Source organism: Microbacterium sp. SORGH_AS_0888 (genome assembly GCF_030818905.1).
Classification (GTDB): Bacteria; Actinomycetota; Actinomycetes; order Actinomycetales; family Microbacteriaceae; genus Microbacterium.
Genome location: NZ_JAUTAZ010000001.1, coordinates 276573 through 300347, shown reverse-complemented (window position 1 = coordinate 300347; position 23775 = coordinate 276573). Strand labels below are relative to the sequence as shown.

Here is a 23775-nt window from a genome sequence, read left to right as displayed (position 1 = left end):
CGTGACGACGATCTACCTCGACAACGCGGCGACCACGCCCGTGCGCCGCGAGGCTCTCGAGGCGATGATCCCGTTCCTGACGCACGCGTTCGGCAATCCGTCCAGCCACCACGAGGTGGGCGAGCAGGCGGCACGGGCGCTGGCGGACGCGCGGGCTCGCGTGGCAGCCGTGCTCGGGATGCGCGCGGGCGATGTCGTCTTCACGGCCGGCGGCACCGAGGCCAACAACCTGGCGATCAAGGGCATCGCGATCGCCGCGGCGCTCGATCGCGGCGCCCGACACGTGGTCACGACGCCCATCGAGCACGAGTCCGTGCTCGCGAGCGTCGACTACCTCCGGCGCGTGCACGGGTTCGCCGTCGATCTGCTGCCGGTCGACGCGGTGGGGCGCGTCGACCCCGCCGACCTTCAGGCCGTGCTCCGCGACGACACGGCCGTCACGACGATCGGCTACGCGAACAACGAGGTCGGCACCGTGCAGGATGTCGCGGGGCTCGCCGCGGTCGCGACGGCCGCGAGCGTGCCGCTCCACCTGGATGCCGTGCAGGCGGCGGGATGGCTGCCGCTGTCGGGCACGGGGGCCGACGCGATCTCGCTCGCGGGCCACAAGGTGGGCGCGCCCAAGGGAACGGGCGTCCTCGCGGTGCGCGGCCGCATCCCGCTGGAGCCGCTGCTGCACGGCGGCGGGCAGGAGCGCGGCCGGCGCAGCGGGACCGAGAACGTGGCCGGCGCGGTCGCGCTCGCCGTCGCGCTGGAGCTCGCGGAGACGGAGCGGGCCGCCGGCGCCGCACGCGCCGCCGCGTTGCGGGACGAGTTCATCGGCGAGGTCCTGCGGCGCGTGCCGACGGCACGCCTGACGGGCGACCCCCGGCACCGGCTTCCCGCGACGGCGAGCTTCACGTTCGCGGACACGAGCGGCGAGGCCGTCCTGCTCGAGCTCGAGCGCCGGGGCGTGACGACCTCGAGCGGCTCGGCGTGCGCGGCCGGCAGCGACGAGCCGTCGCACGTCCTGCTCGCGATGGGGGTCCCCCCGGAGACGGCTCAGACGGCCGTGCGGGTGACGCTCGGCCATGAGCCGGTGGACCCGCGTGCGCTGGCGGACCTGGTCGCCGCCGCGGTGGCCGCCGTACAATCGGGCGGGTGAACCCCGTCGTCACGATCGTGGTCCCCGGCCACGACGTCGCGCCCTACGCGCCCGACGCCCTCGCCTCGCTGCGTGCCCAGACCTTCCCGGCATGGACGGCGGTGCTGGTCGACGACGGCTCCTCGGACGGCACGTCGGAGCTGTTCGCCGCCGCCGCGGCGGCGGATCCCCGGTTCCGCGTCGTCCGCCATCCGGCACGACGGGGGCTGGGATCGGCGCGCAACACCGGGGTCTCGCTCGTCGACACGCCCTTCCTGGGATTCCTCGACGCGGACGACGTGCTCCTCCCCGATGCCCTGACGCGGCTCACGGCGACACTGGACGCGTCCGGGAGCGACTTCGTCGCCGGCGCCTATGTCCGCCTCGCGGCCGACGACGCGGGCGCGTACTCACCCGGCCCGGTGCAGCCGTGGGTGCAGGCCGCGACCGACCCGGCACGGCTGTCCGTCACGATCGACGAGCACCCGGAGGCGTCGGGCAACGTGGTCGCGTGGTCGAAGCTCGTGCGGACGGACTTCTGGCGGCGTGCACGGCTGCGCTTCCCGGAGGGTCGGCTGTACGAGGACCAGGTGCTCGCGCAGCTCATGTACTGCCGTGCGCGGCGGTTCGACGTCGTCCCCGATGTCGTCGTGCACTGGCGGGTGCGTGCGGAGGGGACCTCCATCACGCAGCAGGAGGACCGGCTCGACGTCCTCCGCGACTGCCTCGACGCCATGCGCGAGGGACTCGCCATCCTCGATGCCGCCGACCACCCGCTGGCCGCTGGGGCCCGTGTGCGTCTCCTCTTGCGCATGGATGTGCCGCGGCTCGCACGGATCGCCGCGGGCCACCCCGAGGACGAGTACCGCAGGATGCTCGGGACCTTCGCCCGGATGCTCGCCGAGCACCCGCAGGCCGACCCCGCGGATCTGTCCTCGCCGCTCGTGTCGGCGGCCCGGCTGTGGTGAGCCGATATCGTGGTGGGGTGACCAATGACGCAACCCCCGACCGGATCCGCAACGACGCGCTGGACGAGCTCAAGAAGGAGATCGCCGAGAAAGGCGTGGAGAGCCTCGTCACGCCCGACGAGGTCGTTCTCGAGCACTTGAGCGACCCGGTTCCCACCGACGCGATCGGCTCCGAGGACTGGGACCACCCCGAGAAGTGAGGCGCGGGCGCCGCGCCCGCCGGATCACAGGCCCGCGACGAGGTTGATGACCGTGGCGAGGATCACCGCGCCGAACAGGTACGCCAGCAGCGTCTGACCAATGACGAGGCGGCGGATCGCATTGGACGTGATGTTCGTGTCCGACACCTGATACGCGACGCCGAGCCCGAACGAGACATAGGCGAAGTCCGTGTACATGGGGGGCTCCGGCTGATTGAAGTCGATCCCGCCGATCGGATCCGCGTAGTAGACGGCGGCGAGCCGCAGCATGTAGTCCACCTGGATGAGCGCCCACGACCCGGCCACGCTCAGCAGGGCCACGGCCGCCAGCACGAAGGACTCGGTGCGCACCGTGCCGGAGCTCTGGAGCAGCACCACGCCGACGGCGGCGAGGCTCGCGACCGACCCCATCACCGCGACGAACCGGGCGATCGGCCGTCCCGGATCCTCCGCGCGTGCATGCTCCTGGGTCTGGGCCGCGTCCATGGGCCACACGACCCGCAGGATCCACACGACCTGGACGATCGCGAACACGCCCCAGCCCGCGAGCAGTCCGGCGGCGATTCCGAGCGGCGGCGTCGCGACGGCGCCGGCCACGACGCGCGATCAGCGTGCGCAGCAGGACGGGCGAGCGTCGCGAGGAGGCGGTCACCCTCGCATGATCGCACCGATTGCCCACTCGGACGGGGAATGCGCGGCCGGCCGCGGTCGTTGACACCCCCGTTCGCCGGTTTCGGCGCCTTCCCCCTTCATCGAGGAGACGACGATGGCTCACGCCGCCCCCACGACCGGATCGCTTCCGACATCACCGCCGACGGATGCGGTCGCACGAGGTGACAACCGCGTGATCTGGCTGCTGCTGGCGGCCGCGTTCGTCGCGATCCTCAACGAGACGACGATGGGCGTCGCGATCCCGCACCTCATCGTCGATCTCGGCATCACGGCGGTCGACGCGCAGTGGCTGACGACCGCATTCATGCTCACGATGGCGGTGGTCATCCCGACCACCGGGTTCCTGCTGCAGCGGTTCGGCACGCGCGCATCCTTCATCGCGGCGATGTCGCTGTTCTCGGCGGGGACCCTGGTCGCGCTGCTCTCCCCCGGCTTCCCCCTGCTGGTCGTCGCGCGCGTGATCCAGGCCTCCGGCACCGCGATCATGATGCCGCTGCTCATGACCACGCTCATGACCATCGTCCCACCGCACGCTCGGGGGCGCATGATGGGCAGGGTGAGCGTGGTCATGGCGCTCGCCCCCGCGATCGGTCCGACCATGGCGGGGCTCGTGCTCGACACGCTCGGCTGGCGCTGGATCTTCGCGATCGTGCTGCCGATCGCGCTCGTGTCCCTCGCCGTCGGCGCGCGGTGGATCCACGACGTGGGCGAGCGCAGCCACGCCCGCATCGACGTGCTGTCGATCGTGCTGTCGGCGTTCGGCTTCGGCGGGATCGTGTTCGGGCTCAGCCAGATCGGCGCGGGCGCGCACGGCGGCGACGCCGCGGCATCCTCCGCCTCCCTCGCGACCACGACGCTCATCGCGTCGCTGTCGGTCGGCGTCGCCGCCCTCGCGCTCTTCGTCTGGCGTCAGGTGGTGCTGCAGCGCACCGGCTCCGCACTGCTCGATCTCCGCGTCTTCCGCATTCCCACCTTCGCACTGTCGGTGGCGCAGTTCGCGGTGCTGTCGCTCGCGTTCTTCGGCACGATCACGGTCCTCCCGTTGTTCCTGCAGAACGCCGTCGGCCTCTCGGCGCTCGACACCGGCCTCGTCGTCCTGCCGGGCGCGCTGGCGATGGGTCTCGCGGGCCCCTTCATCGGCCGGATCTACGACCGCTGGGGCACGCGGGTCCTGCTGGTGCCGGCGGCGCTGCTGACGGTCGCGCTGCTGTGGGTGTTCGCCTCGCTCACCGAGACCACTCCCGTGTGGGAGCTCGTCGTCATCCAGACCCTCCTCTCGCTCGGGCTGGCACTGGCGTTCACGCCCCTGTTCACGGCCTCGCTCGGATCACTCCCGGTGTCGCTGTACTCGCACGGCAGCGCGGTCGTGTCCACGGTTCAGCAGGTCGCGGGCGCCGCGGGCATCGCCGTGATGATCACGATCATGAACGCGGGCTTCGTCTCGGCGCAGGCCGCCGGCGCGGCGACTCCGGTGTCCTGGGCGGAGGGCGCGCGCACGGCGTTCCTGTTCGCCGCGATCGCGGCGATCCCGACGATCGTCGGCGCGTTCCTCATCCGCAAGCCGGCCGACGGCGTCGAGGTCCCGCCGGGCCACTGAGCGTGTCAACCCCCGCGACGACGGCCGGGGCGCGCCGTACCGTGGTCGGCATGACAGAGCTCACCGACAAGCGGATCGCCTTCCTCGCAACCGATGGCTACGAGGACTCGGAGCTGACGTCGCCGTGGAACGCGGTCACGCTCGCCGGCGGCGATCCCGTCATGGTCGCACCGAGCGGCGACCGCATCGAGGGCAAGAACGGGCACCTGCACCGTGTGGATCTGTCCGCGCGCGATGCGCGAGCCGAGGACTTCGATGCGCTCGTGCTCCCGGGCGGGGTGGTGAACGCCGATCACCTGCGCATGGACGAGGACGCCGTCGCGTTCGCTCGCGCGTTCTTCGACGAGGGGAAGCCCGTCGCGGCGATCTGCCATGCGGCGTGGACCCTCGTCGAGGCGGATGTCGTCGCGGGCCGGACGCTGACGAGCTACCCGAGCCTCGCGACGGACCTGCGCAACGCCGGGGCGACGTGGGTGGACCAGGAGGTCGTCGTCGACGGCGACCTGATCAGCAGTCGGACGCCGGACGATCTCCCCGCCTTCAACGCGGCGCTCGTCGACGGTGTGGCCGCGAAGGGCTGAGCGGATCAGCCGAGGCTGCAGGAACCGCCGCAGCACGAGGGCGGGGCGTCGCCGTCGTCGGCGATCGGGAGGAGCGTCAGCGGCGTCGCGGCGGGGGCAGCGACATCCGAGGGTGTAGCGGACATGCTGTCCATCGTACGTCCGCTGCGAGCGAGCGGCGCGGCATTGTCACGGCGCCGCGGCAACCGGATGCAACATCGTGCGGCGTAGCGTCGGCGACGAGACGGCGAACGTCCGTCGGAATCCCTAAGGAGTGATGGTCGATGTCGACACACACGCAGACACGTTCCTCGCAGGCTCGCGGTGAGGTGCCCTCGGGCACGATGCGCGCGGCCGTCGTGGTCGCCCACGACAAGCCGCTCGTGGTCACCGACGTCCCGATCCCGCAGCCCGGTCCGGGGCAGGCCCTCGTGAAGGTCATCACGAGCGGCGTGTGCCACACCGACCTGCACGCCGCACGGGGCGACTGGCCCGTCGCCCCGAAGGCGGACCTCATCCCCGGTCACGAGGGCTACGGCGAGGTCATCGCCCTCGGCGAGGGCGTGACGACCCTCTCGGTCGGCGACCGCGTCGGCAACGCCTGGCTCTGGAGCGCCTGCGGCGTGTGCGAGTTCTGCCGGACGGGCTGGGAGACGCTGTGTCCCGAGCAGCAGAACGGCGGCTACTCGGTCGACGGCAGCTTCGGCGAGTACATGCTCGTCGACGAGAAGTTCGCCGCCCGCATCCCCGAGGGCGCCGACCCGGTCGAGGTCGCGCCGGTCCTCTGCGCCGGTGTCACGGTCTACAAGGGGTTGAAGATGACGGGTGTGCGGCCCGGGGAATGGGTCGTCATCTCCGGCGTCGGTGGACTCGGTCACATCGCGGTGCAGTACGCCCGCGCCATGGGGATGCGCGTCGCGGCGGTCGACATCGCGCCGGACAAGCTCGAGCTCGCGCGCAAGCACGGCGCAGAGGTGACGGTGGACGCGTCCCGGCAGGACCCGGCCGCCGCGATCCAGGAGCAGACCGGCGGCGCGCACGGTGTGCTGGTCACGGCCGTGCACCCGAAGGCGTTCGGCCAGGCTCTCGGCATGGCCCGCCGCGGCGCGACCATCGTGTTCAACGGTCTGCCTCCGGGGGACTTCCCCGCGAACATCTTCGACATCGTGCTGCGGGCGATCACGATCCGCGGCTCGATCGTCGGCACGCGCCAGGACATGATCGAGGCGCTCGACTTCTACGCCCGTGGTGAGATCCACCCGACCGTATCGGTCGAGAGCATCGACGACATCAACGACATCTTCGAGCGCATGGAGCACGGCAAGATCGATGGCCGCATCGTCATGAAGTACTGATCGCGCACCGTCGCCGCGGTCGCAGGTCGTCGTCCGAGGCGACGACCTGCGACCGCGCGGCATCCGGTGCGCGGACGCGTGGTCCGCTGCGCCGTCCTCACGGCTGCGTGTCGCGCATCTCGCCGTCGACGTAGAGCCAGCGCCCGTGTTCGCGGACGAACCGCGACCGTTCGTGCAGAACCTCCATGCCCTCGCGGCCGATGAACGTGGCACGGAACTCCACGACCCCCTCGACGTCCTGCGGCCCGCCCGCGACCGTGTCGACGATCTGCAGTCCGCGCCACCGCGGGTTGTCCGAGAGGTCGAGGCGCGCCGGCCGGGTCGAGGGGTGCCACGTGTGCAGGAGCCAGGCCGCGTCCCCGTCGCGGAAGGCCGCGAAGCGCGAGCGCATGAGCGCGACCGCGGTCTCCGGCTCGGGCGTCACGGGCGGCGAGCCGGAATCCTGCCCGTCCACGTCCGTGCTCACCGCTCCGTGACCCGGCCGTCCACGACGTGCCACTGGCGGTCGGTCCGGACTGCGGAGAGCATCCGCCGGTCGTGGGTCACGAGCAGGAGGGTGCCCTCATACGACTCCAGTGCCTGCTCGAGCTGTTCGATCGCCGGCAGGTCGAGGTGGTTGGTCGGCTCGTCCAGCACCAGCACGTTCACACCGCGCGCCTGCAGGAGAGCGAGCGCCGCCCGGGTCCGCTCGCCGGGCGAGAGCCCCGAGACCGAACGCGTGACGTGATCGGCCTTGAGACCGAACTTCGCGAGGAGCGTGCGCACCTCGCCCGAGGCGAGCTCCGGGACGAGCTCCTCGAACGCGGCCGCGAGGGGCAGGTCGCCGGCGAACGCGGAGCGAGCCTGATCGATCTCCCCGATCTGCACACTGGCTCCGAGGCTCGCCGTGCCCTCGTCCGGACGCTGCCGGCCCAGCAGAGCGCGAAGGAGCGTCGACTTGCCCGCACCGTTGGGCCCGGTGATGCCGATGCGCTCGCCTGCCTCGACCTGCAGCGAAACCGGGCCGAGAGTGAAGGACCCCTGCCTCAGCACAGCGCCCGACAGGGTGGAGACGATCGTGCTCGACCGGGGAGCGGCGCCGATCGTGAACTGCAGCTGCCACTCCTTGCGCGGCTCGTCTACCTCCTCCAAGCGCGCGATACGGCTCTCCATCTGCCGAACCTTCTGCGCCTGCTTCTCGCTCGACTCCATGGACGCCTTGCGCCGGATCTTGTCGTTGTCGGGAGCCTTGCGCATCGCATTGCGCACCCCCTGGCTCGACCACTCACGCTGCGTACGCGCCCGCGCCACCAGATCGGCCTTCTTCTCCGCGAACTCGTCGTAGCGCTCGCGCGCGTGCCGCCGCAGCGTCGCCCGCTCCTCGAGGTAGGCGTCGTATCCTCCGCCGTAGACGCGGTTGGTCTGCTGGACGAGATCGAGCTCGAGCACCCGCGTGACGCAGCGCGCGAGGAACTCCCTGTCGTGGCTCACCAGCACCGCTCCCCCGCGCAGCCCCTGGACGAACGTTTCGAGCCTCTCGAGGCCGTCGAGGTCCAGGTCGTTGGTGGGCTCGTCGAGCAGCACGATGTCGAAGCGACTGAGCAAGAGGGCCGCCAGTCCGACCCGCGCGGCCTGACCTCCCGAGAGCGAGGTCATCTCGGCTCCCGCGTCCGCCGTGAGCCCCAGCTCCGCCATGACGACCGGCATCCGCTCGTCGAGGTCGGCCGCCCCGGTCGCGAGCCAGCGCTCCAGCGCCGCGGAGTAGACCTCGGCCGGATCGGTGCCCGGCGTGGCGAGCGACGGGTCGCCGAGGGCGGCGGCGGCCGCGTCCATCTCGCTCGTCGCCTGGGCGCAACCGGTGCGACGGGCGACGTAGGCCGCGACGGTCTCCCCCGGCACACGCTCGTGCTCCTGCGGCAGCCATCCCACGAAGGCGTCCGGCGGCGAGAGCGACACGGTGCCCGCGAGCGGGGTCTCCGCGCCGCCCAGCAGACGAAGGAGCGTGGACTTTCCCGCGCCGTTGGCCCCGACGACCCCGACCACGTCGCCCGGCGCCACGGTCAGATCGAGGTGCTCGAACAGCACGCGGTGCCCGTAGCCGCCGGCGAGGTCTTGGGCGACGAGCGTTGCGGTCATGCCTCCATCGTGCCATCGCGGCGCGCCACCACGGTCCGCGGTGGCCGCGGCGGGAAGACGAGCGTCACCAGCACGACCGAGATGATCATGAGCAGCAGCCACGAGCTGAGCTTCGAGGGCGCGACCGGCTCCCATCCGTCGGCCTGGTTCGGATAGAGCCATGCGCCCGCCCAGGTCGCGATGTTCTCCGCGAGGTAGATCACCGCGGCGACGCCGGCGAACGCCGCGACCACGGGCAGTCGGAGCCGGGAACGCCACACCCGCGCGTGCATGACAGCGGGTGCCCAGAGCGCGACGACTCCGAGCAGCAGGACCCACCGCGCATCCCACCAGACGTGGTGGAGGAAGAAGTTCGCGTAGACGGCGACGGCGAGCAGCACGGTCGCCCAGACGGGCGGGTAGCGCGTGAACCGGATGTCGAAGAGGCGGTAGACCCGCACGAGGTAGGAGCCGACGGCGGCGTACATGAACCCGCTGAACAGCGGGACCCCGGCGATCCGCAGCACCCCCGCCGGGTCGTACGACCAGGAGCCGACGTCGGTCTTGAAGACCTCCATCACGGTGCCGGTGACGTGGAAGATCAGGACGACCCACAGCTCACGTCGGGTCTCCAGCCCACCCGCGACCATGCCGATCTGGATGAGGACGGCGGCGATCGTGAGTGCGTCGTTGCGCGCCAGCGGCACCGAGTCCGGATACCACAGACGAGCGGCGACGATCACCGCGAGCATGAGCGCGCCGAAGGCGCACGCCCACGCCTGCTTGACGAAGAAGACGGCGATCTCGACGAGCACGGCACGAGGCCCCCGACGCGGTGCCCGTCGAAGGAGGCGCCGGGCGCGGTCGTCAAGCCGGCGTTCGAGTCCGGTGAGGTTCCGCACGCGCCGAGGCTACGGGGCGCGCGCTGGGAGAAGACCGGGTCAGTCCCAGTCGAGGTAGTCCTCGATCGCCCACGAGGTCGCACCCACGTGCGTGGCGGGGAACAGGTGCTCGCCGCCGTCGACGGTCACGACGCTCACGAGGCCGGGAGCCGAGGCCCGCAGTGCCTCGCCGTTGGCCGGGGGCGTGACGGTGTCCTCGGCACCCTGGACCACCAGCACCGGGATGCCGTCGGCCAGGACCGCGGGCCCGTCGGCGCCGGCCTCGACGCCGAGCAGCAGCAGACCGTTCGCCCGCTCGTGGTGCGCATGCGTGAGCACGCGGGCGACGGTTCCGCCGAACCCGTGTCCGCCGATCCAGCCGTCCGCCACGCCGGCCTGCTCCAGCACGGCGACGACGTCCTCCGCGAGCTCCTGCGGCGACGCATCCCTGTTCCCCCAGCCGATGCGCACGACGCGGAAGTCCTCCGAGGCGAGCGAGTGCGCGAGAGGTCCCAGGTATCCGATCTCCAGCCCGCGGTCGGGCAGCAGCACGACGACGGGCCCGTCGCCCTCGATGACGTAGGGGATCGCGCGTCGTTCGGGCTCGAAGACGAGGGGTTCGGCCATCTCGGGTGGTCCTTTCGCGGTGCCGGGAATGATTCCAGTCTCGCTGGCTCGGCGAGCTCGTGCGAATCGGCGCCCGGGCACGTGTGTTCACCCGCCGTTCTCCCCGCCGCACGAGGATGTCCCGATGGAGAGACACCCGTCGTCGGAGCGCAGGCCGGGATCGGCGGGAGAGGTCTTCCGCGTCTTCCTGAAGCTCGGGGCGACCTCGTTCGGGGGGCCGATCGCGCACCTGGGCCACTTCCGCTCCGAGCTCGTAGTGCGGCGCGGCTGGCTGGACGACCGCGAGTACGGCGATCTCGTGGCACTGTGCCAGTTCCTGCCCGGCCCCGCCTCGAGCCAGGTCGGCTTCGCCATCGGGCTGCACCGTGCGGGACTCTTCGGAGGCCTGGCCGCCTTCGCGGCCTTCACCCTCCCTTCGGCGGCCTTGATGGTCGCCTTCGCCTCCGGCGCGTCGCTGTTCACCGGCCCGGCGGGCTCCGGCATCCTCATCGGGCTGCAGATCGTCGCGGTCGCGATCGTCGCGCAGGCCGTGCTGGGCATGACCCGGACGCTCTCCCCCGATCTCCGGCGCGCGTCCATCGCGGCGCTCGCCGCGCTCACGACGCTGCTCCTGGCGGGCTCCGCGGGGCAGCTCATCGCGATCGTGGGAGGCGCCGCCGCGGGACTCGTCCTGTGTCGATCGGATGCCACCGGTCCCGGACCTGCCCTGCGGGTGGCGGTCGGGCGCGCCACCGGCATCCTCGCGTGGGTCGTCCTTCTGGCGCTCCTCGCGTGCGCTCCCCTGCTCGCTGCCGCGACGGGCTCGGGAGCCGTCGCGCTCTTCGACGCGTTCTTCCGCTCGGGTGCGCTGGTCTTCGGAGGCGGACACGTCGTCCTCCCCCTCCTGCAGTCGGCCGTCGTCGATCCGGGCTGGGTGAGCGACCAGGACTTCCTCGCCGGCTACGGCGCGGCGCAAGCGCTGCCGGGCCCGCTCTTCACGTTCTCGGCCTACCTCGGAGCGCTCTCGTCGACGGGGCCCGGCGGCCTGCTCGGCGCGGGCATCGCGCTCGTCGCGATCTTCCTCCCGGGACTCCTCCTGCTGTCGGGCGTGCTGCCGTTCTGGAACGGCATCCGGCGGCGGGCGGCGGCGCAGGCGGTCATGCGCGGCGCGAACGCGGCGGTCGTGGGCATCCTCGCGGCGGCGCTCTACTCGCCCCTGTTCACGACGGCGGTCCGGGGCCCGGCATCCTTCGCACTGGCGCTCGTGTGCTTCGTGCTCCTGGTGGCGTGGCGGCTTCCCCCGTGGATCGTCGTGCTCGCCGGTGCCGGCGGGGGCGTGCTGCTCGCCCACCTCGGGTGAGGGCCGGCTGAGAGGATGGGCTCATGTCAGCCATGAGGACCGAGCGCGGGCTCGATCGTCTCGTCAACTTCTCGGACGCGACGGTGGCCATCGCGATCACCCTGTTGATCCTGCCGCTGGTGGACGACGCCGCCGCAGCCACACGTGAAGGGATCCTTCCGTGGCTGGCGGACAACGCCTGGGAGTTCGTGGCGTTCGGCCTGTCGTTCCTGTTGATCGCGCGCTTCTGGGCCGCCCATCACCGGACCTTCGAGTCGGTCGCCACGTACGACGCCCGGCTCGTACAGGTCAACTTTGTCTGGCTCGCTGCGATCGTGGTGATGCCGTTCAACACCAACCTGCTCGCGGCGACCGCGAACGCGCAGCCGACCGCCTATGCGCTGTACATCGGGAACCTCATGGCGGTCTCCCTCTCGATGCAGCTCATGGAACGCCATCTCTCCCGCGTGCCGGAGTTGGTGAGCGGCGAGGTCCCCCTGCAGCGCGATCTCCTCAACGGCTGGGTCACGCTCGGGCTGATGGCCGCCGCGCTGGCGCTCGCGGCCACGGTGCCGATCGTGGGGATGTGGTGGCTGCTGCTGCTCGTGCTCACGCGGCCCCTCGTGCTTCTCATCCGTCGCCGAGGACGCTCTGCGTCGGTGTGACCCGCCGCACGGCCTCTGCGATCGGTGCGACCTCGGTCGCGTTCTGCACAGATGACCGAGGGTGCGCCTCTCACGGAGGATGCCGTCGCGCGCAAAGGTTAGGCTAGGCATACCTTGCTCACATCCGCCCGGGGTGCACGCTCCCCCGGGGAAAGGCCCGCCATGCGAACCCTTCCTTCCCGTCGCGCCCGTCTCCTGCTCCCGGCCGCGCTGATCACGGCCCTCGCGCTCAGCGGATGCGCTCCGACCGCGCAGACCGAGCCCGCCGCGGATGCCAGCACCCACCCCGTGACGCACGCGCGGGGCACGAGCGAGGTCCCGACGAATCCCGCTCGCGTCGTCACACTCGAGCCCGTCGAGCTCGACACCGCCGTCGCACTGGGGGTGACGCCGGTGGGCGCCGCCGTCGCGAGCAACGTCGCGGGAATCCCCGCATACCTCGGCGTCGAAGGGGTCACCCCGGTCGGGACCGTCCCCGAACCCGACCTGGAGGCGATCGCGGCCCTGAAGCCCGACCTGATCCTCGGCACCGAGTCCCGCCACGCGAAGCTCTACGACCAGCTCAACGCGATCGCCCCGACGGTGTTCATGCAGACGCAGGCCGATCCGTGGCAGCAGAACGTGCGCCTGATCGGTGAGGCGCTCGGCAAGGAGGCGCAGACCCAGGAGCTCCTGGATGCGTTCACCGCACGGTGCGACGAGATCAAGCAGGCCCATCCGGTGTCGGGCAAGACCGCGAACATGATCCGGCCGCGAGACGAGACGACCCTCAGCCTGTACGGTCCGACATCCTTCGCCGGGAGCGCGCTGGAATGCGTCGGGCTCACCATCCCGCCGCAGGACTGGCAGGACGGCCTGCAGGCCGACATCTCACCCGAGAACGTGCTCTCGGCACGTGCGGACTACGTCTTCGTGACCACCACGAAGCCCGGGGACGCGTCGACGCTGCCCGCCGCCATAGCCAGCAACGCGAGCGCCTTCCCCTCCCTCACCCTCGTGGACACCAGCTACTGGGTGTCGGGGGTGGGCCCGAAGGGCGGCTCGCTCGTGCTCGACGACATCGAGCGCGTCCTCGCCGCGAAGTGACGACGCTCCCCTCCGCGGTGCCGCGCGTGCGCTCACCCGCGCGGCGCCGCGGTCGGGTCGCACTGGGGGTGCTGGGTCTGGCCGCCGTGCTGCCGCTCGCGGTCGTGCTGTCGCTGACGATCGGGTCGAACCCGCTCTCGCCGGGATCCGTGCTCGAGGTGCTGCGGGGCGGGGGCGCGCCCGATGCGCGCTACATCGTGGCCGAGCTGCGGATCCCGCGTACCATCGCAGGACTCGTGGTCGGCGCCGCGCTCGGCGCCGCCGGCGCGCTGATCCAGGCGTTCACGCGCAACCCGCTCGCGGATCCCGGCATCCTGGGCGTCAACGCGGGAGCGGCGTTCGCCGTGGCCCTGGGCGTCGGCGTGTTCGGCCTGCGCGAGATCTCCGCCTTCGTCTGGCTGGCCTTCGCCGGGGCCCTCGCCGTCACGGTCGCCGTGTACCTGATCGGATCCGCGGGCCGCGCGGCGGACCCCATCCGCCTGACGCTCGCGGGGGTGGCGCTCGGCGCCGTCTTCGCCGGGATGACCACGGGGATGACGCTGAGCAACCCCGACGCATTCGACCAGATGCGCTCGTGGAATGCGGGCTCGCTGCTCGGCCGGGGGCTCGACGTGCTGCTGCCCGTCCTGCCGTTCCTCGCCGTCGGGATCGCGCTCGCGCTCGCACTCGCCCCCGGGCTCAACGCCCTCGCCCTCGGTGACGACGTCGCGCGCGCCCAGGGCGCCAACGTGACCGGCATCCGGATCGGCGTGATCGCCGCCGTGACCCTCCTCGCCGGGGCGGCGACGGCGCTGGCCGGTCCGATCGCGTTCGTGGGGCTCATGGTGCCGCACGTCGCGCGGTGGCTGTTCGGGGTCGACCAGCGCCGGATCCTCGTCGTCTCGCTGCTGCTCGCACCTGCCGTCGTGCTGCTCTCGGACGTCCTGGGACGGGTGCTGATCGCACCGGCCGAGATCCCCGTCGGCATCGTCACGGCCTTCGTCGGCGCGCCCGTGCTCATCGCGCTCGCCCGGCGCCGCTCCGCGAGCGCGCCGTCATGATCCCGATGCCGCTCGCGGTCGGCTACCGACGGAGTCTGCTCCGGGTCGGCCCCGTGTCCGTGTCCGTGCGCTCCCGCAGCATCGTGGTCGGCGCGGTCTCCGCGGCGTGCATCGTCGTCTTTGCGCTGGGCGCGCTCGCGCTGGGCACCTACGCGCTCTCGCCGGCCGAGGTCGTGTCGGCGTTGCTCGGCGGCGGGAGCCCCCTCGACCGGACGGTCGTGTACGAGTGGCGCCTGCCCCGTGCGCTCGCGGCCATCGTCCTCGGCGGCTACCTCGGGGTCGCGGGCGCCCTCTTCCAGACCGTGACGCGCAACCCGCTGGCGAGCCCGGACGTGCTCGGCCTGTCGAACGGCGCGTTCACCGGGATGCTGCTGAGCATCGTGGTCTTCCGGGCGTCCTGGCCGGTCACCACGGTCGGAGCGGTCGGAGGAGGTCTGCTCACCGCGGTCGTGATCTGGCTCCTCGCTCGGCGCGACGGCACGCAGGGCTTCCGGCTCATCGTGGTCGGCATCGGCGTGGCCGCCCTGCTCGCGTCCGCCAACACCTGGATGTTGCTCGAGGTCGAGCTCGAGACGGCCATGTTCGCCTCCGCGTGGGGCGCCGGAAGCCTCAACGGCGTCACGGCGCCGCAGGTCGCCGGAGCAGCGCTGTGCGGCATCCCGCTGCTGTTGATCGTCGCCGCCCTCACCCCCCGCCTGCGCCAGATCGCCCTCGGCGACGACCTGGCCACCGCGACCGGGGCACGACCGGCGCTCGTGCGCACCCTCGCGCTCCTCGCGGCAGTGGGGCTGGTGTCCTTGGCGACGGCGGTCATCGGACCCGTCGCCTTCATCGCACTCGCCGCCCCACAGGTCGCCCGACGCATCGCCCGCACGCCGGATCTGTCGCCGGCGCTGTCCGCGCTCACCGGGGCGCTGCTGCTCCTGGCGTCCGACCTCATCGCCCAGCACCTGCTGCCCGGGTCCCTCCCGGTCGGCGTCGTGACCGTCTCGGTCGGCGGCGCCTACCTCGTCCTCACCCTCGTCCAGGAGATCCGCCGTCGTGTCTGACCACGTCCCCACCGCCCCGTCCGCCCCCGGTGCCGCGCGACTGCGCGCGGACGGGATCACCGTCGGCTACGACGACAGACGCATCATCGAACGACTCAGCGCACAGATCCCCGACCGCTCGTTCACGGTGATCATCGGTCCGAACGCCTGCGGAAAGTCGACGCTCCTCCGAGCCCTCTCCCGGCTGCTCACCCCGCGTGAGGGGCGGGTGGTCCTGGACGGAAAGGACATCGCGCGTCTGCCCGCGAAGGACGTCGCGCGCCGGCTCGGACTGCTGCCGCAGACCGCCATCGCGCCCGACGGGATCACGGTCGCGGACCTGGTCGGGCGCGGACGATACCCGCACCAGGGTCTGCTGCGACAGTGGACGGAGGCCGACGAGCTCGCCGTGCGGGAAGCCCTCGAGGCGACGGGCGTCCAGGACCTCTCCGCCCGCCGGGTCGAAGAGCTCTCCGGCGGCCAGCGACAGCGGGTGTGGGTCGCGATGGTGCTCGCGCAGCAGACCGATCTGCTCCTGCTGGACGAGCCGACGACCTACCTCGACATCGCGCATCAGGTCGAGCTGATGGAGCTGTTCTCGCGGCTGAACCGCGCCGGTCGGACGATCGTCGCGGTACTGCACGACCTCAACCACGCGGCTCGGTACGCCGACCACATCATCGCGATGCGGCAGGGACGCGTCATCGCCGCGGGACCGCCGGTCGAGGTCGTGACGAGCGCACGGGTCGAGGAGATCTTCGACCTGCCCAACGTCGTGATCGACGACCCGGTGACGGGCGGGCCGCTCGTCGTGCCTCGGCGGATGCACGGCGCGACGGCGGCGGGATCGACGCGATGAGCCTCTCGCCTTCCCGCCCGTGGGAGTACAGCGCCTTCCCCGTCTCCGTGGCGGCGACCACGCGTCTGAGCCCGGGATTCATCCGGCTGACGCTGACGGGAGCGTCCCTGCGGCACTTCGCCCCGTGGGGCCTGGACCAGCGGATCAAGCTCGTCATCCCGATGCCGGACGGCACGCACCCCGACTTCGGCCTGACCCAGCAGCCGACCCCGCATCCCCGAGAGTGGTACGCGCGTTGGAAGGCGCTGCCCCCCGAGGGGCGCAACGCGCTGCGCACCTACACGCCGTCGGCGATCCGCGCCGATGCGGCGGAGATCGACGTGGATGTCTTCCTGCATCGGCCGCACGGTCCGGCGTCGGCGTGGGCACACGCCTGCCGACCCGGGGACGAGCTGATCGTCACCGGCCCCGACATCCGCGTCGGGCACACCGGCTACGGCATCCACTACAGCCCGCCTGCGCCGCCCTCCCGGCTGCTGCTGATCGGTGACGAGTCCGCCCTTCCCGCGATCAACAACATCCTCGCCGCGACTTCCGACATCCCCGCCGAGGTCTTTCTGGAGCTGGGCGATCCGGCCGACGACATCCTGGCCGTGCGCGGGGATCACGTGGGATGCCACGTGATGACGCGCGGCGCGCCGCCCGGCGCGCACATCGAGCGCGCGCTGCGCGACGCCTCCGCCGACGTGGCCGCCGCGGGCACCTACGCCTGGATCGCCGGCGAGGCGGCAGCCGTCGTGCGACTGCGCACACACCTCGTCGCGGAGCGCGGGCTCCCCAAGGACGCGGTCGCCTTCCTCGGCTACTGGAAGCTCGGCGGACCGCTCGTGGCCTGATCCGGGCCGGCGTCCGGCCGCGTCATCGCGCGCTCAGACGTTGAAGCGGAACTCCACCGAGCGCCGATCGCCCCGCGTGCTCGGCGCGCTGACGACGAGGAATCTCACGTCGCTGTCGCTCGGATTGAAGAAGCGATGGGCACGACCGGGCTCGACCTGAACACCCTCGCCCGCGACGAGAGGGACTGTGCCCGTCTGCGTCTGCATCTCTGCACGCCCATCGAGCACGTAGAAGAACTGACGAGCGACGTCGTGCACGTGCCACTCCTCGCCCTCGCCCGCGGGGACGCGCTCCTCGATCACCGAAAGACCGCCCTCGTCGAGCAGCCGCCATCCGTCGGAGACCTCTCCCCACACGTAGTGCTCCGCGACGGCGCGACTGACAGCCGTCACGACCTCATCGGTCATTTGGATCCGCCAGATGTGTTTCCGATGCGGAACTCCACGACGTCGCCGTCCTGCATCACGTAGTCCTTGCCCTCCATGCGGGCCTTGCCCTTGGCGCGGGCCTCGGCGACGGAGCCGGTCTCCACCAGGTCCTCGAAGGAGATGACCTCGGCCTTGATGAAGCCGCGCTCGAAATCGGTATGGATGACCCCGGCGGCCTGCGGCGCCTTCCATCCCTTGCCGATCGTCCAGGCGCGCGCCTCCTTGGGACCGGCCGTGAGGTAGGTCTGCAGACCGAGCGTGTCGAACCCGATGCGCGCCAGCTGGTCGAGTCCCGACTCCTCCTGGCCCGTGGAGGCCAGCAGCTCCGCCGCATCCTCCGGGTCGAGATCGATGAGCTCGGACTCGATCTTCGCGTCGAGGAAGACGGCCTTCGCGGGCGCGACGAGCGCGGCGAGCTCCGCCTTGCGCGCGGCGTCCGTCAGCACGGCCTCGTCGACGTTGAACACGAAGATGAAGGGCTTGGCCGTCAAGAGGCCGAGCTCCCGGATGGGCGCGAGATCGAGGTCGGATGCCGACAGCAGCACGCCGCGCTCCAACGCATCCTTCGCCGCCTGTGCCGCCTCGAGGACCGCAGGGTCGGTCTTCTTGCCCCGCACCTCTTTCTCGTATCGCGTGATCGCCCTCTCGAGGGTCTCGAGGTCGGCGAGCTGGAGCTCGGCGTTGATCGTCTCCATGTCCGACGCCGGGTCGACCTTGCCGTCCACGTGCACCACGTCGCCGTCGGCGAATCCGCGCACGACCTGCGCGATCGCGTCCGCCTCGCGGATGTTGGCGAGGAACTTGTTGCCGAGCCCCTCGCCCTCGGAGGCGCCACGGACGATGCCCGCGATGTCGACGAACGACACGGCTGCGGGCAGGATGCGCTCCGAGCCGAAGATGCCGGCGAGCGTCTCGAGTCTCGGATCGGGGAGGTTCACGACCCCGACGTTGGGCTCGATCGTCGCGAACGGGTAGTTCGCCGCGAGCACCTGGTTCTTGGTCAGGGCGTTGAAGAGGGTGGACTTGCCCACATTGGGCAGTCCGACGATTCCGATGGTGAGAGCCACGGGGATCCAGTCTAGGCGGCCCGCTGTCTCTCCCCGGTCACGGCCGCCGCGCGCGGAACGCCTCCGTGCGGTACGGCAGCGTCAGCACACCCTCCGCCGACTCCGCGTCGAACAGCGCGCCGACCTCGCCGAGGATGCGCTCGCGCTCCGCCGGCTCGGAGGTGATGATGTAGCTGCGCGACGCGACCATGTCCTGGAGCTGCTGCCGATCGAGTCCGCGCCCCCACTCCCAGGTTCGCCGCTCGAACGCGGCGAAGGGAGGATGCGGCGCCGGACCGCCGGCCGCGACCAGCTCCTCGGCCGCGGAGCCGCGCATGATCGCGGTGAGACGCCGGACGAGCGGGTCGCGGTCGTCGCGCACGTTCCAGATGGGGCCGAAGACGCCGCCGGCGCGAAGCACACGTCCCACCTCCGCCGACCCCGCGACGGGGTCGACCCAGTGCCATGCCTGCCCGCTGAGCACCGCGTCGACCGACCCGTCGGCGAGCGGGAGCGACTCCCCCGTGCCGACCACCGTGTCGACGCCCGGCGCCTGCCGGCGCAGCTCGGCGAGCATCTCGGCGTCCGGGTCGACGGCGGTCACGGCGGCGCCCGCCGCCCGGATCGCCCTCGTCAGCTTTCCGGTCCCCGCCCCGAGGTCGACGACGCGGGGGTCGTCTCCGAGCGGCTCGAGCAGCCACGCCACCGCCTCGACCGGATAATCGGGTCGCCCCGACTCGTACTGGCCGGCCACGGCGCCGAAGCTCCGGGCCATCGTCTCTTTGTCCGCCATGATCCGAGCCTACGGCGGCGTGCCTCCACGGCGCTCGCCCCGACTCGGACGAAGCTGGCATCGTGGCCCTGGACTTCACCGCGATCGACTTCGAGACGGCCAACTCCTCCAGCGCCTCCGCCTGCGCGGTCGGCCTCGCCCGCGTGCGCAACGGCCGCATCGTCGCCCGCGCGGGGTGGCTCATCCGGCCGCCGGAGGGTCACGACCGCTTCTTCGACCTCAACGTCGGGATCCACGGCATCCGGGCCGACGACGTCGCGGGCGCCAAGAGCTGGAGCGAGCAGCTCGACGACCTCGTCGCTTTCGCGGGAGCAGATGTGCTGGTCGCCCACAATGCAGGCTTCGACATGGCCGTGATGCGACGCGCCTGCGAGGCGACGGGCGACACGTGCCCGCCCTACCGCTACGCGTGCAGCGTGCAGGTCTCTCGTCGTGTGTACGACCTGCCGTCGCACCGGCTCCCGGTCGTGGCCGAGGCGGCGGGCTTCGGACCGTTCCCGCACCACGACGCGACCGCGGACGCCGCCGCCTGCGCGCACATCATGATCGACGCCGCGCGACGCGTGGGCGCGACCGACATCGCGGAGCTCGCCGCCCTGTGCGGCGTCACGATCGGCGAGATCCCCCGCACCTCGGCTGCGCGCGCGGCCGCCTGAGCCGTCGCCCTCGGCCGGGGTTCGGTCCGAGCCCGCGCCCGCGTGTCCGAGGACGGATGTCGGAGGTCCCGGCAAGACTTCGGTCATGGAGCTCTCGGTACTCGCCGTCGTCGCCGGCATCGCACTCGGGGCGCTGTGCGGCTGGTTCGCCGCCGCCGCTCGCGGCGCCCGCCACCGAGCGGCGGACGCCGCGCGTCTGGCCGCCGCGGAGGCCGAAGCGCGCACGGCGCGGCAGCTCCTGGAGCAGGCGCGCAGCGACCAGCGGGCGCAGCAGGAACGAGACGCACGCGAGCAGGCCGTGCTGCGGGCGCTGTCGCCCGTGCGCGAGACGCTGCTCGGCATGCAGCGAAAGGTCGACGACCTCGAACGCGACCGCCACACCCAGTTCGGTGTGCTCGCCGAGCAGCTGCGCCGCGCTCAGGAGTCCGACGAGTCGCTGCGACGCACGACCGAGTCGCTCGCCGGCGCTCTGCGCTCCTCGCGCACCCGCGGCGTCTGGGGCGAGGCGCAGCTGCGCCGCGTCGTCGAGGCCGCAGGTCTCACCCGACACGTCGACTTCGACCTGCAGTCCGCGACCGCTTCCGACGCGGGCGCCGGCCGTCCCGACCTGGTCGTGCGGCTGCCCGGCGGCAAGGCCATCGCCGTCGACGCGAAGGTGCCGCTCGACGCCTACCTCGACGCGGCCGAGATCGCCGACTCGGCGACGGGTGGCGAGGCCGCGCGCCGAGACGATCTCCTCGCCCGGCACGTGAAGGCGCTCCGCGCGCACATCGACGCGCTCGCCAAGCGCGCGTACTGGGCGGGGCTGTCGACGAGCCCGGAGTTCGTGATCTGCTTCCTCCCCGGCGAGTCGATCCTCTCCGCGGCACTCGACGCCGATCCGGGGCTCCTCGACTACGCCTTCTCCCGTCGGGTCGCGCTGGCCTCGCCCGTCAACCTCTGGGCGGTCCTGAAGACGGTCGCGTACACGTGGACGCAGGACGCCGTCTCCGAGCAGGCGCGCGAGCTGTTCGATCTGGGCAACCAGCTCTACGACCGGCTCGGCAGCATGGCCGGGCACGTCGACGATCTGCGCCGAGGGATCGAACGCACGGTCGACAGCTACAACCGCTTCGTCGGCTCGCTCGAGACGCGCGTGCTCGTGAGCGCGCGGCGGTTCCCCGGGATCGACGAGACGCGGCTGGACGCGCTCGCGACGCCCGTCACGGTCGTGCAGCAGCCGCGGCCGCTCAGCTCACCCGAGTTCACAGCGGCGATGGACGCGGCGACCCGCCGCTCGTCCTCGGGACCGGCCGACGAGGACGAGCGTCACACCGACCACGACGAGGTGGTCACGCCCCACCCGGAACGAAGCTGAAGAGCACGATGACCACCGCCGAGACGGCGAGGAACGCGCCCACCATCCACCATGCGCTGACCTGCTGACCCTCGGGGCGCCGCTTGCGGAACAGCACGTCGGGGCGACGGGCCGGATCGATCGGTGCCTGGACCGCCGCCTGCGACGCCAGGGCATCCGCGATGACGGCATGCGCCCCGGTACGGGGACCGGGATCGTTCGTCGGCTCAGCCACGCGCGTTCCTCCTCAGGGTCGCCGCCGTGCGAACACGGCGCCCACCATTCTGCCAGAGGACAGGAGAAAGGCAGTCGGCTGCGTCGCGCGTCGGCTCAGGAGGAACGCTCGCGGCTCACAGCCACTTCGAGGCGAGGTGCTCCGAGTTGATGCGGCGCAGCGTGCCCGATGCGCCGCGCAGGACCACGCTCTCGGTGACGATGTGGTCGCCGCCGGAGCGGCGGACACCTGCGACCAGCTCACCGTTGGTCACGCCGGTGGCGACGAAGATCGTGTTGTTCCCCTTCACCATCTCGTCCGCCTCGTACACGTGGTCATCGAGCTTCAGGCCGGCATCGATGCCGCGCTGCTTCTCGTCGTCGGTGCGCGGCCACAGCCGACCCTGGATGTGACCGCCGAGCGCCTTGATGGCGCACGCCGTGACGATGCCCTCCGGGCTGCCGCCGATGCCGATGCACATGTCCGTACGGGCGTTGTACCGGGCGGCGTTGATGCCGCCCGCGACGTCGCCGTCGCTCATCAGCCGGGTCCCGGCGCCCGCATCGCGGATCTCCTGGATGAGCTTCTGGTGGCGGGGCCGGTTCAGCACCGACACGACGAGCTCGTCGACCGGCTTGCCGAGCGCAGCGGCGAGCCGGTGGATGTTCTCGGCGACGGGAAGGCGGATGTCGACGACCCCGACTCCCGCCGGTCCGGTCACGATCTTGTCCATGTAGAACACGGACGACGCGTCGAGCATCGTGCCGCGGTCCGAGACGGCGAGCACGGAGAGCGCGTTGTTGCGCCCCTCCGCCGTCAGCGTCGTGCCGTCGATGGGGTCGACCGCGATGTCGCACTGCGGACCGCGGCCGGTCCCGACGTGCTCACCGTTGTAGAGCATCGGCGCGTTGTCCTTCTCGCCCTCGCCGATGACGATCACACCGTCGAAGTTGACGGTGGAGAGGAACGCACGCATCGCGTCGACGGCTGCGCCGTCCGCGAGCTCCTTCTGCCCCCGTCCGATGAACGGCACCGAGCGGATCGCGGCCGCCTCGGTGGCGCGCACGAGCTCGAGCGCGAGGTTGCGGTCGGGATGCAGCGGGCTCATGTCCGCGGTCAGGCTCACCATGGGATCAGCCTATCGACGCGGCCGACGCGGAACCCGCGGTTTGCACGTCCGTGCGGCGGAAGGATCGCCGTTTCTTTCCGACACGCGATCGGCGGGCACCGTGCGCGGCGCCCCGCCGGGTGCCGCGCACGGCCTTCGCTAAAGTGGCCATGGAGACCCTAGAGCTAAGGAGCAGACATGCCCGTCGCCACCCCCGAGCAGTACGCCGAGATGCTGGACCGCGCGAAGGCCGGCGGCTTCGCCTACCCCGCGATCAACGTGTCGAGCTCGCAGTCCATCAACGCCGTGCTCCAGGGCCTGACCGAGGCCGGGTCCGACGGCATCCTGCAGGTCACGACGGGCGGCGCCGACTACTTCGCCGGCCACACCGTCAAGGCACGGGCCACGGGTGCGCTCGCGATGGCCAAGTTCGCCACCGAGGTGGCCAAGAACTACCCGATCACGATCGCGCTGCACACCGACCACTGCCCGAAGCCCGCGCTCGAGGACTTCGTGCTGCCGCTCATCGCGGCGTCCGAGGAGGTCGTCGCCGAGGGCGGTAACCCGATCTTCCAGTCGCACATGTGGGACGGCTCCGCCGTGCCGCTGGCGGAGAACATCGAGATCGCCAAGGAGCTGCTGCCCCGCATCAAGGCGATCAACGCCATCCTCGAGGTCGAGATCGGCGTCGTCGGCGGCGAGGAGGACGGCGTCAAGCACGAGGGCACCAACGACGCCCTCTACACGACCACCGGCGACGTCGCCCAGGTCGTCGAGGCTCTCGGCCTCGGCGAGGCGGGCCGCTGGATCGCCGCCCTCACCTTCGGCAACGTCCACGGCGTGTACAAGCCGGGCAACGTCAAGCTCAAGCCCGAGCTCCTGGGCGAGATCCAGGAGGGCATCGCCGCCGCCTTCGGCACCGGCCCCAAGCCGCTCGACCTCGTGTTCCACGGCGGCAGCGGCTCGACCGACGAGGAGATCGCGCTGGCCGTCGCGAACGGCGTCGTCAAGATGAACATCGACACCGACACCCAGTACGCGTTCACGCGGTCCGTCGCCGGTTTCATGTTCACGAACTACGACGGCGTGCTGAAGGTCGACGGCGAGGTCGGGAACAAGAAGGCCTACGACCCTCGCGCGTGGGGCAAGGTCGCCGAGTCCGCCATGGCGGCCCGAGTCGTGGAGGCGACCCGCCAGCTGGGCTCCTACGGCAAGAGCCAGAGCTGAGATCGGAGAAGAGCGCCCGGCATCCTCGAGATGCCGGGCGCTCTTCCGTGTCCGGCG

General features: G+C 71.7%; 26 protein-coding genes. 16 read left to right on the top strand and 10 right to left on the bottom strand.

What is annotated here, in order from left to right; translation table 11 throughout:
- The first annotated feature begins 1 nt into the window (after window position 1).
- From QE381_RS01430 to QE381_RS01420, 3 genes are read left to right on the top strand one after another with little or no spacing between them, the layout of a single operon-like run.
- A complete protein-coding gene (locus QE381_RS01430) occupies window positions 2-1144 on the top strand; it encodes a cysteine desulfurase family protein (RefSeq protein WP_307214820.1) in 1143 nt (380 codons plus the stop codon).
- Entirely contained in the window at window positions 1141-2091 is a 951-nt protein-coding gene (locus tag QE381_RS01425) for a glycosyltransferase family 2 protein (protein WP_307214819.1), read from the top strand. The genes QE381_RS01430 and QE381_RS01425 overlap by 4 nt, the downstream gene beginning before the upstream one ends.
- Before the next feature lie 17 nt (window positions 2092-2108).
- The gene (locus QE381_RS01420; RefSeq protein ID WP_307214818.1) at window positions 2109-2291 is read left to right on the top strand and encodes a hypothetical protein; all 183 of its coding nucleotides are present in this window, start codon (window positions 2109-2111) and stop codon (window positions 2289-2291) included.
- 24 nt (window positions 2292-2315) lie between these two features.
- On the opposite strand, the gene QE381_RS01415 is transcribed toward QE381_RS01420, so the two are convergent.
- A complete protein-coding gene (locus QE381_RS01415; RefSeq protein ID WP_307214816.1) occupies window positions 2316-2888 on the bottom strand; it encodes a DUF1345 domain-containing protein in 573 nt (190 codons plus the stop codon).
- Window positions 2889-3057: 169 nt separating this feature from the next.
- On the opposite strand from QE381_RS01415, the gene QE381_RS01410 reads away from it, so the two are divergent.
- The 3 genes from QE381_RS01410 to adhP all read left to right on the top strand — a co-directional run bounded on the left by QE381_RS01410 (window position 3058) and on the right by adhP (window position 6475).
- Window positions 3058-4560, top strand: a complete 1503-nt coding sequence (locus tag QE381_RS01410) for a DHA2 family efflux MFS transporter permease subunit (protein WP_307214814.1) — start codon at window positions 3058-3060, stop codon at window positions 4558-4560.
- Between the two features lie 50 nt (window positions 4561-4610).
- Window positions 4611-5141, top strand: coding sequence for a type 1 glutamine amidotransferase domain-containing protein (locus tag QE381_RS01405; RefSeq protein ID WP_307214812.1), 531 nt, complete (start codon window positions 4611-4613; stop codon window positions 5139-5141).
- 323 nt (window positions 5142-5464) lie between these two features.
- A complete protein-coding gene (gene adhP / locus QE381_RS01400; protein ID WP_373426971.1) occupies window positions 5465-6475 on the top strand; it encodes an alcohol dehydrogenase AdhP in 1011 nt (336 codons plus the stop codon).
- Between the two features lie 97 nt (window positions 6476-6572).
- On the opposite strand, the gene QE381_RS01395 is transcribed toward adhP, so the two are convergent.
- From QE381_RS01395 to QE381_RS01380, 4 genes are read right to left on the bottom strand one after another with little or no spacing between them, the layout of a single operon-like run.
- Window positions 6573-6941, bottom strand: coding sequence for a YchJ family protein (locus tag QE381_RS01395; protein ID WP_307214808.1), 369 nt, complete (start codon window positions 6939-6941; stop codon window positions 6573-6575).
- Window positions 6938-8590, bottom strand: coding sequence for a ribosomal protection-like ABC-F family protein (gene abc-f, locus QE381_RS01390; RefSeq protein WP_307214806.1), 1653 nt, complete (start codon window positions 8588-8590; stop codon window positions 6938-6940). Before abc-f ends, QE381_RS01395 begins: the two co-directional genes overlap by 4 nt.
- Window positions 8587-9471: a DUF817 domain-containing protein gene (locus QE381_RS01385; RefSeq protein ID WP_307214804.1), complete on the bottom strand. Its 885-nt coding sequence runs from the start codon at window positions 9469-9471 to the stop codon at window positions 8587-8589. The genes abc-f and QE381_RS01385 overlap by 4 nt, the downstream gene beginning before the upstream one ends.
- A gap of 39 nt (window positions 9472-9510) precedes the next feature.
- A complete protein-coding gene (locus QE381_RS01380; protein ID WP_307214801.1) occupies window positions 9511-10077 on the bottom strand; it encodes an alpha/beta fold hydrolase in 567 nt (188 codons plus the stop codon).
- Between the two features lie 124 nt (window positions 10078-10201).
- Here QE381_RS01380 and chrA point away from each other — a divergent pair, with 124 nt between their 5' ends.
- The 7 genes from chrA to QE381_RS01345 all read left to right on the top strand — a co-directional run bounded on the left by chrA (window position 10202) and on the right by QE381_RS01345 (window position 16909).
- A complete protein-coding gene (gene chrA / locus QE381_RS01375) occupies window positions 10202-11416 on the top strand; it encodes a chromate efflux transporter (protein ID WP_307214799.1) in 1215 nt (404 codons plus the stop codon).
- Between the two features lie 23 nt (window positions 11417-11439).
- Entirely contained in the window at window positions 11440-12060 is a 621-nt protein-coding gene (locus QE381_RS01370; protein ID WP_307214798.1) for a TMEM175 family protein, read from the top strand.
- 162 nt (window positions 12061-12222) lie between these two features.
- Window positions 12223-13146: an ABC transporter substrate-binding protein gene (locus tag QE381_RS01365; protein ID WP_307214796.1), complete on the top strand. Its 924-nt coding sequence runs from the start codon at window positions 12223-12225 to the stop codon at window positions 13144-13146.
- Complete coding sequence (locus QE381_RS01360) at window positions 13143-14186, top strand: iron chelate uptake ABC transporter family permease subunit (protein WP_307214795.1); 1044 nt, start codon at window positions 13143-13145, stop codon at window positions 14184-14186. Before QE381_RS01365 ends, QE381_RS01360 begins: the two co-directional genes overlap by 4 nt.
- On the top strand, window positions 14183-15235 hold the full coding sequence (locus tag QE381_RS01355) for an iron chelate uptake ABC transporter family permease subunit (RefSeq protein WP_307214793.1): 1053 nt from the start codon (window positions 14183-14185) through the stop codon (window positions 15233-15235). Before QE381_RS01360 ends, QE381_RS01355 begins: the two co-directional genes overlap by 4 nt.
- Window positions 15228-16073, top strand: coding sequence for an ABC transporter ATP-binding protein (locus QE381_RS01350; protein WP_307214791.1), 846 nt, complete (start codon window positions 15228-15230; stop codon window positions 16071-16073). Before QE381_RS01355 ends, QE381_RS01350 begins: the two co-directional genes overlap by 8 nt.
- Window positions 16070-16909, top strand: coding sequence for a siderophore-interacting protein (locus QE381_RS01345; protein ID WP_307214790.1), 840 nt, complete (start codon window positions 16070-16072; stop codon window positions 16907-16909). The genes QE381_RS01350 and QE381_RS01345 overlap by 4 nt, the downstream gene beginning before the upstream one ends.
- A gap of 33 nt (window positions 16910-16942) precedes the next feature.
- Here QE381_RS01345 and QE381_RS01340 read toward each other — a convergent pair whose 3' ends face one another.
- From QE381_RS01340 to QE381_RS01330, 3 genes are read right to left on the bottom strand one after another with little or no spacing between them, the layout of a single operon-like run.
- Complete coding sequence (locus QE381_RS01340) at window positions 16943-17317, bottom strand: cupin domain-containing protein (RefSeq protein WP_307214789.1); 375 nt, start codon at window positions 17315-17317, stop codon at window positions 16943-16945.
- The gene (gene ychF / locus QE381_RS01335; RefSeq protein WP_307214787.1) at window positions 17314-18405 is read right to left on the bottom strand and encodes a redox-regulated ATPase YchF; all 1092 of its coding nucleotides are present in this window, start codon (window positions 18403-18405) and stop codon (window positions 17314-17316) included. Before ychF ends, QE381_RS01340 begins: the two co-directional genes overlap by 4 nt.
- 37 nt (window positions 18406-18442) lie before the next feature.
- Complete coding sequence (locus tag QE381_RS01330; protein ID WP_307214786.1) at window positions 18443-19177, bottom strand: class I SAM-dependent methyltransferase; 735 nt, start codon at window positions 19175-19177, stop codon at window positions 18443-18445.
- A gap of 62 nt (window positions 19178-19239) precedes the next feature.
- On the opposite strand from QE381_RS01330, the gene QE381_RS01325 reads away from it, so the two are divergent.
- Together QE381_RS01325 and QE381_RS01320 are read left to right on the top strand one after the other, a co-directional pair.
- On the top strand, window positions 19240-19833 hold the full coding sequence (locus QE381_RS01325) for an exonuclease domain-containing protein (protein ID WP_307214784.1): 594 nt from the start codon (window positions 19240-19242) through the stop codon (window positions 19831-19833).
- Between the two features lie 85 nt (window positions 19834-19918).
- Window positions 19919-21190, top strand: a complete 1272-nt coding sequence (locus QE381_RS01320; RefSeq protein WP_307214782.1) for a DNA recombination protein RmuC — start codon at window positions 19919-19921, stop codon at window positions 21188-21190.
- Here QE381_RS01320 and QE381_RS01315 read toward each other — a convergent pair.
- Window positions 21165-21404: a UDP-N-acetylmuramyl pentapeptide phosphotransferase gene (locus QE381_RS01315; RefSeq protein WP_307214780.1), complete on the bottom strand. Its 240-nt coding sequence runs from the start codon at window positions 21402-21404 to the stop codon at window positions 21165-21167. The two genes, QE381_RS01320 and QE381_RS01315, sit on opposite strands and share 26 nt — an antisense overlap.
- A gap of 115 nt (window positions 21405-21519) precedes the next feature.
- Window positions 21520-22512, bottom strand: coding sequence for a class II fructose-bisphosphatase (gene glpX, locus QE381_RS01310; protein ID WP_307214778.1), 993 nt, complete (start codon window positions 22510-22512; stop codon window positions 21520-21522).
- Window positions 22513-22689: 177 nt separating this feature from the next.
- On the opposite strand from glpX, the gene fbaA reads away from it, so the two are divergent.
- Window positions 22690-23718, top strand: coding sequence for a class II fructose-bisphosphate aldolase (gene fbaA, locus QE381_RS01305; protein ID WP_307214776.1), 1029 nt, complete (start codon window positions 22690-22692; stop codon window positions 23716-23718).
- Window positions 23719-23775 lie beyond the last annotated feature (57 nt).